We start from the raw sequence: 13,310 nt of genomic DNA on the forward strand, positions 1-13,310 counted from the left end.
TATCGAAATCAAAGGGTTTGCATGTCGACTCGAATCAAACAGCTTGCTGAAACACTCTCTCCTCGACTGATTGAGATTCGGCGTCATCTGCACAGTTACCCAGAGTTAAGTGGTCAGGAATATCAAACGTCTGCTTATGTCGCCGGCATTCTATCTTCCTATGGGTTGCATGTTCGGGAGGGAGTGGGCAAAACAGGGGTGATCGGTGAATTAAAAGGAGAAGGAGACGATTCTCGGCAGCTCGCCATTCGCACGGATATGGATGCCCTGCCCATCCAAGAAATGACTCAGCTAGAGTTTTCCTCTCGCAAGCCAGGGGTGATGCATGCCTGTGGCCATGATATTCACACCACCATTGGCTTGGGCACCGCCATGGTGTTGTCGGCTATGCAGGATCAGATTCCGGGCAAGCTCCGCTTTCTGTTCCAACCCGCAGAAGAAATTGCCCAAGGGGCTAGATGGATGGTGGCAGATGGGGCGATGGAAAACGTTGATGCGATTTTGTCAGTGCATGTATTTCCGAGTGTTCCGGCTGGATCGGTCGCAGTAAGATATGGGGCCCTAACAGCAGCAGCCGATAACTTAGAGATTACGATTATGGGAGAAGCGGGTCACGGAGCCCGCCCCCATGAAGCAGTGGATGCAATCTGGATTGCGGCCCAGGTGATCACAACCCTACAACAGGCCATTAGCCGCACCCAGAATCCTTTACGTCCGGTCGTATTAACCATTGGTCAAATGAAGGGAGGACGGGCTCCAAATGTGATTGCGGATCAGGTCCAAATGCAGGGAACAGTGAGATCCCTGCATCCAGAAACCCGAGCACAACTCCCCCAGTGGATTGAAGATATTGTCGCCAGCGTCTGCCGTCCCTACGGTGCCCGCTACCATGTGGATTATCAAGCGGGGGTGCCGTCAGTGCATAATACGGCTAGCTTGACCCAGTTAATCGAAACGGCCGCCCAAGACGTTTGCGGTAGCCACAATGTACGAGTCCTCACGGAGCCCTCTCTGGGGGCAGAAGATTTCTCCCTTTATTTGGAGCATGCCCCCGGCGCCATGTTCCGCCTAGGGGTGGGGAAGGCCGACCAGGCCAATCCCCCCCTCCATCACCCCCAGTTTGAAGCTCAAGAATCTGCTATTGTCACAGGGGTAATGACGATGGCCAATGCTGCTCTGAACTATTGGCAGCAGGTCTAGGACTGGAGATCGAAGTGGAGACAGAAGAACAACTTGCCCCCCAACGGAAGGGTCGCCTGATTTCACAGGTTCTCACCCCAGCGATCAAATTGTGGTTGCGATCGCAACTTGATCACATCGATGATCTCCAACTTCAAATCGACAGCGGCAATCGTGAACTGCTATCAGGCTCAATCCCGAAAGTATTTCTATCAGCAGCCCAAGCCGTATATCAAGGCATTCACCTCAGCCGCGCCCAAGTCATTGCTGAAAATATCAGTACTAACTTCCGGCAGGTCCTACGAGGCAAAGCGATTCGGCTCTTAGAACCCCTATCCATTCAACTTGATGCGGCCCTGACCTCTGCAGATCTAGCGGCATCGACCGACTCGGAACTCTTCCAAAAAGCGATGAAGTTGGGGTTGGTGCCTCTGATTGAACAACAGCTGAGTGGGGTGTCTGACTGGCCCTTCCCTAGCTGGCAGCCTGGGGCTACACCCGAGATTCAATTATCAGCCGTGCGGATGGAACTGAGTTGCGATGGCCGAAGGCCGGTTGGAAACCATCGCATCCAGATACAGGCTCAAGTCCAACATCCCATAACCGAAAAACTGCAAGCTATTGTCTTGGACACAGGGTTAGTCCTCGTCAACCCCCATGAGTTGCGTCTAGAGCAGCCTCAGGGGTTCTATCCACCCGCCAATCAGCCCATTCCATTGACCCACCTGCATGACTTTAGGTTTGATCTAGGGACCGATGTCCAACTCACCATCCTGCAAATTACAGAAGCAGCCATTCTTTGTCAGGGGACAATTAAAATCATGCCTGTCCAAGCTGAAGAATCAGCCCTAGACTGAAGGCATACTCTTCCTCACATCAAGGCGAGCACCGCATGACCTACTGTTTAGGCGTCATCACCCGCTATGGGCTGATTATGGCAGCTGATTCCCGCACCAATGCAGGGGTTGATTATGTTTCGACAGCCCAAAAATTATTTGATCTCTCTCGTCCTGGAGAGCGAGTGATACTCGTCTGTACTGCGGGAAATTTGTCTATGACCCAAAGTGTACTGACGTTAATTCGGCGCGATCGCAAAGCAGGAGTTCAGGGCAATATTAACGAACTCACCACCATGTACGACGTTGCCCATTACTTCGGTGAAAAAACGCGCCAAGTCCTCGATCAACACCAAGATTGGCTGCAAAAAGACAACATTAGTGCCAACTGTAGTTTTTTAGTGGGGGGCCAGATTAAAGGCGAATTGCCAGAACTCTATATGGTCTACAGCCAAGGCAATTTTCTGCGCGCTACACGCAACTCGCCTTTTTTACAAATTGGTGAAATCAAGTATGGGAAACCGATACTCGATCGCATCATTAATTATGACGAGACCTCCCTAGATGCCGCCGCTAAATGCACCCTGCTCTCCCTAGATTCGACGATGAAGTCCAATATTTCTGTAGGCCCCCCCATCAATATGGCCATGTATGAAGCCGATACCCTGAAAGTCGGATATCGGCTCAAATTGGAACGGGGTGACCCCTATTTATTGCGCTTACGGAAATCTTGGGAAACCTCTCTCCGGCAAGCCTTCAAGAAACTGCCAGACCTAGCTTGGCATGACAACGAAGACCAAGACCAAGATAATCATCTGGTGATGACGGATATCTTGCCTTAGGATTCCTCTTGATCAAACATTAGGATTTGTCGGTAATTTTAAACGAAGTGAGGAACTTGGTCGCCTTATCGTCAAATGCCTTGCCGGTATTTTCGCCCATGGCTAGCACTTGATAGAGTCGGTTGCCGGAGAAGCAGAATTTACCAGCCATGGAGGCATCCTTAGACTTATACTTACCCGTTGCCTGAAAGTCCCGACAAGGAACGCCATTCACCTCTGTTTCTTTCTCATTACTAACCTTGCCATTAATACTGGATGCAACTGCACCTTTGATGGCAGTAGACATCAATTGCTGGATGGGGATAGGGGGTTTGGCATCGCCGGGAAATTCCATAAAGGCCACCACAAAAGCCTCTTTCCCTAAATCAAGTTGCGCAATTTCCATATTCAGCTTTTCTCCGCCAGGAGCAGGAATGGCTTTCGTTTCTTCTTTAGGAGTACCTGGCATCGAAACCGAATATTTCCCTTGCGTAGAAGAGTAGTCCTTCCAAGCTGCAGAACTGCAAGCGCTAATCGTCAAAGCAGTCATTCCACCCAAGATGGAAAGGGCAGTAAAGGACGTTCCCTTATTTCTCATGTACAAAAATCTCCCAAAGTTTTGAGCACAAGCTCGTCGTTACTCAGTATGACCAGTTTGCCTAGCATCCTGACAGATGCCAGTGATGAATACAGATTTCGTGGGTGGAAGAGTTCACGAGGGATCATTCTCTACCAGGGCACTTCATTGGCTATGGACAGAGACCCTATAGGTAGGGATAGGACTACTGTTTCCGCCCCGCAGACTGCCTGAGATGGGTTGAGTTTGCTGGGGCCAAGCACTCACCATCACCGCCACATGGCGATCACAAACGACTAAACCCATAGTGGGATCGTAGCCTCGCCAGCCTGCTCCTGGTAAATAGACTTCGGCCCAAGCATGAAGGGTTTGCTCTTGACTTGGCTCCCCCGCCTCATAACCACTGACAAAGCGGGTCGCTAACCCCATGCCGCGACAAGCAGCCATAAATAGCCAGACAAAGTCTCGGCACGTTCCCTGTTTTTGCTGCCAAGTCAGCCAAGGAGGCTGGGGTTGCCCCGTTTCTCGGGTTTGGTATTGGCAAGATTGATTAATTTGTAAATTAAGTTGGGTCAGGAAGTTGATCACATTGCTATCTACCGCCATTGCAATCTCCTGAGCAAGCTGGGTAGCAACCGCATCTAAATCAGAGTAGAGATAGGGATACAGAATGGCCTTAAGGGAACTGGGATAGTCAACGGGAAAGTGCGTTGCCCAGGAGTCCAATAAATAGTTAAAGGGGTTGGTGCAAGTCGTTATCACCTCGGATGTTGCGGTCACTTGCAGCGTGGTCAATGGGGTTTCTGGCCACCAGCAACGCATCACCGTATTCCCTTCCGCATCTAAAGCCTGGTTTAACCCCATCGGCTCAGGCACAATCTGCAGATCAAAATTGGAGACCTGCTGCTCCCCCATACTCCGAGGACGAAGCCGCAAAAGATGTGGCCCCAATTCGGCGGCCTGAGGATAGGTATAGGTCGTGGCATGAACAATCGTAAAATGCACAAGTTTAAGACTGAGATTGAATTTGTAGATGGGTGTGGACAGGACGGCGATCCAAAAAGGTTTTAAAGATTTCCTGATCCACTTGATTCATCTGCTGTTGCAATCGATCCAAAAATTGATGCATTCCTCCCTCAATAATTTCTTCAACCGTTAGAAACTCTAATTCGGAGCGCAAACGGCCAATGGACCGTTCCGCAGGGTTGCACCAGGATCCTAAAGGACTGCCGGAGACTAAATGCAAAGACCGTTCGACCTGAACCGCACAAAATCGAATAGAACGGGGAAAATCTGGATCAAGGATCAGAAAATCTGCCACCTCTGCGGGGGTAATTAAGTGCCGATTGCTGCGTTTACGATACATTTCATAGGCACTGGTGGATTTTAACAGGGCAATCCAGCCTAATTCATCAATCGGAGTTCCCATATGCTGAAGGGACGGCAAGAGCATAAAGTATTTGACATCCAGGATACGGGAAGTTTTATCTGCCCGTTCTAATAAGCGTCCCATTTGGCCAAAATGCCAGCCCTCATTATGGGAAATGGTCGCGTCCATAATCCCGGCAAAGAGGTGGCTGGCCTGCCTTACTTCTTCCAAAAATTGGTTCAGATCGGCCAAAGCTAAATCGTCTGCCGTATTGGCCACCAGCAAATAAAAGGCATTAACATGCTGCCACATTTCTGTGGAGATCACTTCTCGCACCGATCGAGCATTTTCTCTGGCTTTTTGTAAACAAGAGATCAAGGAATTGGGATATTGATGGTCAAAGGTGAGGAACTTAATGACGTTTTCAGCATTGGCTTCCCCATAGTGCTGCTCAAAGAAATCTTTATCCCCGGTGGTGGCAACTAGGGGCTGCCACTGCTGCTGCACCCGGGTCGGCAGATCCAAAATTAAGTTGAGATTGACCTCTAGGAAACGAGCAACATTTTCGGCTCTCTCAATGTAGCGATTGAGCCAAAAGATAGAATCGGCAACACGACTAAGCATTTTCCTCCGGGCATAGTACCCATGTATCTTTAGAGCCCCCACCTTGTGACGAATTCACGACGAGTGATCCTTTCTTTAAGGCCACTCTTGTTAATCCTCCTGGATGGACATAAATGTCCTGGCCGTAGAGGATATAGGGGCGCAAATCAACATGACATCCAGAAAATTCCTCTCCCAAGATGGTCGGGACTCTGGAAAGACAAAGGGTTGGTTGCGCAATGTAGTTGCGAGGATTGGCACGAATACGCTGGGCAAACTCCTGGCGTTCTGCCTCGGTGGATTGGGTGCCAATCAGCATGCCATATCCCCCAGATTCATTCGCAGCCTTGACCACTAGCTGATCGAGGTTGGCAAGAACATGCTTGAGCTGTTGGTCCTCCCAGCATAAGTAGGTGGGGACATTGGCCAGAATTGGATCTTCACCTAAATAGTATTTGATCATGTCCGGGACGTAGGCATAGATGACTTTATCATCAGCAATACCGGTTCCAGGGGCATTTGCGATCGCAACTCGTCCCGCCCGATACACCTCCATCAATCCCGGTATCCCCAAGTGAGAATCAGGCCGAAAGGCAGTGGGGTCCATAAAATCATCATCCAGGCGACGATAAATAACGTCTACCTGCTGTAACCCCTTGGTCGTCTGCATTTGCAGATAGCCATCCACCACAACTAAATCGCGCCCTTCCACCAGCTCAATCCCCATCTGCTGAGCAAGATAGGAATGTTCAAAGTAAGCAGAGTTATAAATACCAGGCGTGAGGACGACGACGGTTGGGCTGCTAATGGTGTTCGGTGACAAGTGGATCAAAGTCGCCAATAAGCGGCTAGGGTACTCATCCACTGGCTGAATTGGAATTTCTTTGAAAATTTGAGGGAAGGTACTTTTCATCACCTGCCGATTTTCGAGGACATAGGAAATTCCAGATGGGCAGCGCAAGTTATCTTCCAGCACGTACCATTGACCATCATTGTCTCGGACTAAGTCAGTGCCCGTAATATGGCACCAAACGTCCTTGGCCGGTTTTAGACCGATGCAAGGCGACAAATATCCCTTGGCAGACAGGATCAGCTCCTCAGGAATGACCTTATCCTTCAGAATCTTCTGGTCGTTGTAAATATCATCAATAAACAAATTGAGAGCATGAATACGCTGCTTTAGGCCCTGCTCTAAGAACGTCCAATCTTGAGCAGAAATGACCCTCGGAATCACATCAAACGGGAAAATCCGCTCAGTTCCTTCCGTTTCACCATAGACATTGAATGTTGCCCCTAGCTTGAACAACGCCTCCTGAGCAGCCCGTTGACGTTGTAATAGTTCTCCCTCAGGCAAACCATGAATTTTGTCTACCAGAACTTGTCCTTGGGGACGAGGAGTTTGTCCACTCTGGAAAAGCTCATCATAGAAATGCTCAGGGTCATAAGTATCAAATCGCAAAGAGCTGCCCCATAGACGCTATAAAGCCTGGTGGTATCTTACTGGCAACTTGATATCCCGAAACTGTATGTTTCGATACCTAGATACTGAAACATCCTAAAATTCTTTTTTTTGCTCTGAGTCACTCCAAATTCAAATCGCGCCCCAGTTTGCACAGAGATAGCCTCCAGACTTATTTTGTGGGCAGGGGCTGGGGTTTACCCATGGCATACCCTTGTAGATAGTCAACACCGATTTTTTCAAGCGCAACAATTGTGTCTCCATTCTCTACAAACTCAGCGATAGTCTTGATTTGCATCGCTCGACAAATCTGATTAATGGCTGACACCATCACTTGATGGGTTGTATCTTCCACCATATCTCTCACTAAGCTGCCATCAATTTTTAAATAATCAATGGGAAAACGTTTGAGATAGGAAAAGGATGAGAATCCACTACCAAAATCATCCAGCGCAAAGTGACAGCCAAACTCTTTCATTTTCTCGATAAATTGAATCGCTTGCTTAAAGTTGCTAATTGCTACAGTTTCTGTGATTTCAAAGCAAATCTTGTGGGGTTCAAGCTGAGTTTTATGCAGTTGCTTTTGGACAAAATCCAGCAAAGCGTCATCGTTGAGAGAGCTACCCGACAGATTGATAGAAATGCGAGTATTCTCCTGGCTCTGAAAGTAAGCGCCATACTTGACCAAAACATTTTCGATCACCCATTTATCAATCTCTAACATCAACCCATATCGTTCCGCAGCAGGGAGAAAACTGCCTGGCAGAAGAATTTTGCCGTCTGGATCTTGCAAGCGGAGCAAGATTTCATAACAAACTGGAATCTTAGTCTCTGTATCTAGAGGAACAATGGGCTGATAATAGAGGCGAAATCGGCTTTCTTCTAAAGCTTTACGAATAGTCGCCACCTGCATCAATTCGCTGTGTTGTTCCGTTACCCCTTGGGCCTGAGCATAGTAAATATGAACACGATTACGACCCCGATCTTTAGCTGCGTAGCAAGCAACATCCGCTTTTGCGAATAGCAGGGTTAGATTGTCGGTATCTGCAGTAATCGGCACGATCCCAATACTGGCACCAATCTTAAAGAGTTGGCCTTCCCAGATAAAGCGAAATTGAGAGAGTTCAGAGATGAGGTTTTCTGTGACAATTCGAGCTTTGTCTAAGGAGCAGTTCTTCAGCAATAAGCCAAATTCATCTCCCCCCAAACGGCTAAGAATATCGGTCTGACGAATATGAGCCTGCAACAAATCCGCGACCTGCTTTAAGAGAGTATCCCCTGCCAGGTGGCCCACGGTATCATTGACAATCTTGAACTGATCTAAGTCTAGATAACAAAGCGCATGGTGAATTTGACTAGACTGTTTCTGCTCGATAATCTGATTGAGCTGATGCTCAAACTCTCGACGATTAACCAGCCCAGTCAGAGAATCATGGGTAGCCTGGTGCGATAACTGTTGTGATAATGAATGCGCTTCTGTAATATCCTGACCAATCCCTCGATAACCACAGAAGACACCTTGAGGGCTCAAGACAGGTCTGCCAATCATTCTCAGAATTCGAGCATTCCCATTCAGATGCTGACACTCTATTTCAACATCGAAAGGCTCTAATAAATCTAGAGTTTGGTTAAGCTGATCCCAGGCCGTGGGTTGAAACACAGCATAGAAATCCAAGCAAGATTTCCCGATCCACACTTCGATGGGAGATCCCGTCAAAGAACAATGCTGCTCTGATAAATAGGTAAATCTTAATTCTGCATCCGTTTCCCAAAACAAGTCTGCTCCAATAGCAGCAAAGTCATGGAACCGCTGTTGGCTTTCACGCAGGGCTTCTTCTGTATCTTTAAGGACGGTGATATCGCGAGAAGAAATTGCCGCACCAATAATTTGTTCTTGTTGATTGCGAAACGGAACATATTCAATATCGAAATACCGTGTTTCATCAAGAGAGGGAAACCAATGCTGCCGTCGAACTTTTTCCCCAGCAAAACATCGATCTAGATCTGGCTTAATAATTTCTTGGAAGAAGTGCTGGCCATGAATATCTGCAATGTGCTGGCCAGATATATCCGTTGTCGCCTTATGAAATTTTTCAGTGTACTGGGGGTTCGCGGCCAAGTATGCATAGCAGGTATCGACTAGTGCCATATAACTACCAGCAGAGTTAAAAATAGTTTCGTATTGGCGGAGCCGTTCCTCAGTTTCTTTTTGTTGGGTAATATCCGTCTGAATTCCGACTAAAAAATGCACCTCACCTTGAGCATTCGTTAGGGGTTTGATCCGTAATAAATTCCAAAAAGGTTGCCCCGTTTTTCGGTAGTTAAGAATTTCCCCTTCGAAGGTCTGATCATTGTTGAGGGCCTGGCGAATCCCCTCGACTGTATTGGCATCTGTTTTAGGACCTTGGAGAAAACGACAGCTATTTCCAATCACTTCATCGGGCGTGTATCCGGTGAACTGATAGAAACTAGGGCTCGCAAAAATCACGGGAAATCCAGGAACAGTGGCGTCTGCAATGACAATGCCATCATTGGCTGTTTCTGCAGCTAAGGCTCTCAGATATAGTGTTGCCTTTTGCAAGTCCTGGTCAGGATGGATGTATTGGAGCTTAAGACAAAAACTTTTGTCTTCTGGATTGCTGCCATGCACGGACGTTACTGTATATAAGCAAGGTAACTTTTGAGCCTTAGCATTTTGATGGGTAGCTTCAAAATGAAAGACTTCCAGATCACCTTGAAGTAACTGCTGTAATTGGGTGCCAAACTCTGTGAACAGTGCAAGTTGGGAAATATCTTGGTAATGGCTGCCAATCAATTCACAGACAGAAATATTGATAATTTTACAGAAGGTGGCATTGACTTGCTGAAAATGTCCACTGGCAGAAATGATGGCAATACCTAAATCACTCAATGCAGATTGTGATATGTCTAATTCCAAGGCCTCAGTTCCTGGGGATAAACAAGGTGAGTGAGTAGCCATGCTGTGGGAATTCATTCTTGTCTCAGATGAGAGTTGACGATCTAAAAAAGGGGGCTTTTAGGCCTGAATAGTTATTAATAGGCCGAGCTTGCAAGGTTAGGAGTATCTACCATTGTCTGTATAAAATTTTCTTCTGCCATGAGGAAATTTACTGAAAATGCATCAATACCGTGTTTTCAGTGAACTTAAAGTTTTTTTAGGTTGGTCTCAGGCAACTTGAGGTTGAAGAGAGTACCATCAACACAGCGATTCTAGGACCAGAGTTTTTGTGGAGCGTCAACAACCCATTGAAAAAGAATTAGTGCTGATTGGAGGGGGACATAGTCATGCGATCGCACTCCGCAACTTTGCCATGAATCCCTTGCCCGGAGTCCGCATCACCCTCATCAGTGAACAGTCCAATACCCCCTATTCAGGCATGCTGCCAGGCCATGTAGCAGGACATTACACCTACGAAGAGTGCCATATTGACTTACGACAGCTAGCAACTGCAGCCCAAGCCCAACTTTATGTCGATCAGGCAATCGGTCTCAACTTAGACCAGAATCAAGTGCTCTGTGCAGTGCATCCCCCCGTGCACTTTGATACTTTATCCATTGATATTGGCAGCACACCAGAACTGCCAGATATTCCTGGCCTCCTGGACTACAGCGTACCTGTCAAACCCTGGCGATTTTTCTTACAGCAATGGCAGCAGGTGATTGAGCGCGTCACCCAACATCCCGATCAGCCGATCAGCATTGGGGTAGTGGGGGGCGGTGCTGGTGGAGTGGAGCTAGTACTGACGATCCAGCATCAGCTACAGCAGATTTTGCAAGCAGCAGGACAACCCGTTTCCAATCTGACCATGCATTTGTTCCACCGCGGAGCACGGGTAATGACAGGCCATAATGCCCGGATTCGCAATCGCTTTCAGCAGATCTTGATTCAGCAAGGCATTAACTTACACCTAAAAAAAACGGTATTACAGGTGCAAAGAGGGAAAGTTATTTGTGAGTCAGGGTTTCAGGTAGAATGCGACACCATTTTTTGGGTCACCCGGGCTTCTGCACCTATTTGGCCCCGACAATCTGGTATCGCCACCGACAATCGAGGGTTTATTCAGGTACGTCCGACCTTACAGTCAGTCTCCCATCCTCACATTTTTGCAGCAGGGGATATTGCAGCCATGGTAGAGTCTCCCCGCCCCAAGGCTGGCGTGTTTGCCGTCCGTCAGGGTAAGCCGTTAGCCGAAAATCTACGACGGTTACTGCAAGGTGAATCACTACAAATCTACAAGCCCCAATCGAAGTTTTTGAGCTTGATTAGTACGGGCGATCGCAAAGCAATTATGTCTTGGGGAGCATTGCCTTTAGGCAATGAATCCGCCTGGCTATGGCGCTGGAAAGATGCCATCGATCGCAAGTTTATGGACCAATTTCGAGAGCTGCCCATAATGGGAGCCGATTCCTCTTCAGAACCTTTACTCCCAATGCAGTGTGCAGGCTGTGGATCGAAAGTTGGCAGTTCAGTTCTCGAACAAACCTTATCTCGGTTACGCCAAGACTATCCTCCCTATCGCCAAGACATCTTGGTGGGATTAGCAGGAGCAGATGATGCTGCTGTGGTCGAAGTGCCTCCTGACCAAGTGATGGTCCATACCCTTGATTATTTTCGCAGCCTTATCAATGACCCGTTTATTTTTGGTCAGATTGCCGCTCACCATAGTCTCAGCGATCTATTTGCAATGGGGGCAACACCGCAGTCAGCCTTGGCTATGGCAACCCTATCTTATGGTACAGATAAAGCCCTCACAGAAACCCTCTATCACCTGCTTGCCGGCGCAACAAAAGTTTTGCAACAAGCAGGAGCAGAACTAGTTGGGGGTCACACAACCGAGGGAGCAGAACTGACGTTTGGTTTGGCATGCAATGGATTCGTACATCGAGATCGCATCCTCTCCAAACAAGGTATTCAGCCTAATCAGGTTCTAATTCTAACCAAACCGCTAGGCACAGGCTTGATTTTTGCTGCGGCTATGCGCCAGCAAGCCCGTGAAATGTGGATCGATTCAGCTCTGCAATCCATGTTGCAATCCAACCAAGTGGCTGCCCAGTGCTTCCTGAAACATCAAGCTACCGCCTGCACAGACATCACCGGATTTGGACTGATTGGCCACTTATCCGAAATGCTGCATTCTTCCCCCATACAAGTCCAACTAGAACTAGCCTCAATCCCAGCTATGTCAGGGGTAGCCGAAATCATCTCCCAAAATATTCACAGCTCCCTATACCCCCAAAACTTAACAGCTGGGAATTGGGTTGCCAATCAATCTCAAGCCCAAACGCACCTCCTATGGCCACTACTATTTGACCCTCAAACCTCAGGAGGTTTGCTAGCTACAGTTCCCAAAGAACACGCTGATAAATGTCTAGAGGATTTAAATGACATGGGATATACACACAGTTCAATAATTGGAACAACTGTATCTAACCAGCCTCAAACCTCAAACAGCCTGCAAAAACCCATCCTTATTCACTAGAAAAAAGTTATCAGGGAGTAAATGTATAGAACTTGACCTGTTTCAAATATTTTTAAGTAATTTTTCAGCAGAAGAAGCCCTCCTTAGCTTATCTGAGACACTCACAGATTGTAGTCCCGCTTCTTTCTTCGTTTCTTCCAAAGCCAGAAACATCATCACCAATTTCTCTTGGGTCTTTTGGATATTCGCTAACCATTCCTCTTGCTGAGTGGTCAAAGATGAAATCTTGCTTTTGGCTTCATTCAGAACTTGTCCTTCAGCACGATCTGTGAGAATAACGCGTCGCAGTAAAAACAAGATTACAACTATCGCCAAAATTAGAGCTGGGAACAACCAATAATTTGCAGTCATAATACCCTTCCTTTCTACGGGTAATATTTACGCTTATTACTGGCGTACCACTTTATGAAATCTCTTGTAAAGAGCAATTTGTAGAAAGCTTTTTTAAATATCTGATACGAACTGGCATCTTAGGCCATAATCCACATGCATTAAGCAATATTCTGGGTCGAGGAGTCATTCATGGATGATATTCCCTATCAATCTATGGATTCTGAGGAAAAGCATGACAATCCTTCCAATAGTATCCAACTAAAAAAGTAGACCCTCTCTAATGAGAAGGCCTACTCTAAATATTAACCTGGCACTGAGCTATTTTCCCAGGGGGCTACCCCCCAAGTATTTTCGCCGCTACAGCGTTTCACAACCGAGTTCGGGATGGGTCGGAGTGGGTCCACTGTGCAATAAGCACCAGGAAGACTGTTAGGGTTAAAACCCTCAAGACTGCATAGCTAAATTCTGTCAAACATTCAATGATTTATGAGGTCAAGCCCTCGGTCTATTAGTACGGCTCGACTGCATGTGTTACCACACTTCCATCTACCGCCTATTAACGGGTGGTCTTCCCGTGACCTTACTGGCTTATGCCATGAGAGCACTCATCTTGAGGTGGGCTTCCCACTTAG

General features: G+C 47.4%; 10 protein-coding genes and 2 rRNA genes (1 of these 12 only partly in view). 4 read left to right on the plus strand and 8 right to left on the minus strand.

Annotation, left to right across the window (positions count from 1 at the left end):
* The first annotated feature begins 21 nt into the window (after nt 1–21).
* The 3 genes from I1H34_RS18905 to I1H34_RS18915 are packed head-to-tail and all read left to right on the plus strand — an operon-like array spanning nt 22 to nt 2,857.
* Entirely contained in the window at nt 22–1,200 is a 1,179-nt protein-coding gene (locus I1H34_RS18905) for a M20 family metallopeptidase (protein ID WP_212662528.1), read from the plus strand.
* Nucleotides 1,185–2,036, plus strand: a complete 852-nt coding sequence (locus I1H34_RS18910) for an LmeA family phospholipid-binding protein (protein ID WP_249369392.1) — start codon at nt 1,185–1,187, stop codon at nt 2,034–2,036. Before I1H34_RS18905 ends, I1H34_RS18910 begins: the two co-directional genes overlap by 16 nt.
* 35 nt (nt 2,037–2,071) lie before the next feature.
* Nucleotides 2,072–2,857: a proteasome-type protease gene (locus tag I1H34_RS18915; protein ID WP_212662529.1), complete on the plus strand. Its 786-nt coding sequence runs from the start codon at nt 2,072–2,074 to the stop codon at nt 2,855–2,857.
* Nucleotides 2,858–2,876: 19 nt separating this feature from the next.
* Here the strand turns inward: I1H34_RS18915 and I1H34_RS18920 are convergent, their stop codons facing one another.
* From I1H34_RS18920 to I1H34_RS18940, 5 genes are all read right to left on the minus strand, one after another.
* Nucleotides 2,877–3,434: a hypothetical protein gene (locus I1H34_RS18920; protein ID WP_212662530.1), complete on the minus strand. Its 558-nt coding sequence runs from the start codon at nt 3,432–3,434 to the stop codon at nt 2,877–2,879.
* A gap of 144 nt (nt 3,435–3,578) precedes the next feature.
* Nucleotides 3,579–4,418, minus strand: a complete 840-nt coding sequence (locus tag I1H34_RS18925) for a transglutaminase family protein (protein WP_212662531.1) — start codon at nt 4,416–4,418, stop codon at nt 3,579–3,581.
* A 4-nt stretch (nt 4,419–4,422) separates the two neighbouring features.
* Nucleotides 4,423–5,406 carry an alpha-E domain-containing protein gene (locus I1H34_RS18930; RefSeq protein ID WP_212662532.1) on the minus strand — a complete coding sequence of 328 codons (984 nt, stop codon included), beginning with the start codon at nt 5,404–5,406 and terminating at the stop codon, nt 4,423–4,425.
* A complete protein-coding gene (locus I1H34_RS18935; RefSeq protein ID WP_212662533.1) occupies nt 5,399–6,844 on the minus strand; it encodes a circularly permuted type 2 ATP-grasp protein in 1,446 nt (481 codons plus the stop codon). Before I1H34_RS18935 ends, I1H34_RS18930 begins: the two co-directional genes overlap by 8 nt.
* A 172-nt stretch (nt 6,845–7,016) precedes the next feature.
* Complete coding sequence (locus I1H34_RS18940) at nt 7,017–9,839, minus strand: bifunctional diguanylate cyclase/phosphodiesterase (RefSeq protein ID WP_249369393.1); 2,823 nt, start codon at nt 9,837–9,839, stop codon at nt 7,017–7,019.
* A 253-nt stretch (nt 9,840–10,092) separates the two neighbouring features.
* On the opposite strand from I1H34_RS18940, the gene selD reads away from it, so the two are divergent.
* Nucleotides 10,093–12,345, plus strand: coding sequence for a selenide, water dikinase SelD (gene selD, locus I1H34_RS18945; protein ID WP_212662534.1), 2,253 nt, complete (start codon nt 10,093–10,095; stop codon nt 12,343–12,345).
* A 42-nt stretch (nt 12,346–12,387) separates the two neighbouring features.
* Here selD and I1H34_RS18950 read toward each other — a convergent pair whose 3' ends face one another.
* The 3 genes from I1H34_RS18950 to I1H34_RS18960 form a co-directional block, all read right to left on the minus strand.
* Complete coding sequence (locus I1H34_RS18950; RefSeq protein ID WP_212662535.1) at nt 12,388–12,696, minus strand: hypothetical protein; 309 nt, start codon at nt 12,694–12,696, stop codon at nt 12,388–12,390.
* A gap of 287 nt (nt 12,697–12,983) precedes the next feature.
* Nucleotides 12,984–13,100 (minus strand): 5S ribosomal RNA (rrf, locus tag I1H34_RS18955).
* A 66-nt stretch (nt 13,101–13,166) separates the two neighbouring features.
* Nucleotides 13,167–13,310, minus strand: a 23S ribosomal RNA gene (locus I1H34_RS18960) (it continues 2,734 nt past the right edge of the window).

The sequence above is a fragment of the Acaryochloris marina S15 genome, from assembly GCF_018336915.1.
Taxonomy (GTDB): Bacteria; Cyanobacteriota; Cyanobacteriia; order Thermosynechococcales; family Thermosynechococcaceae; genus Acaryochloris; species Acaryochloris marina_A.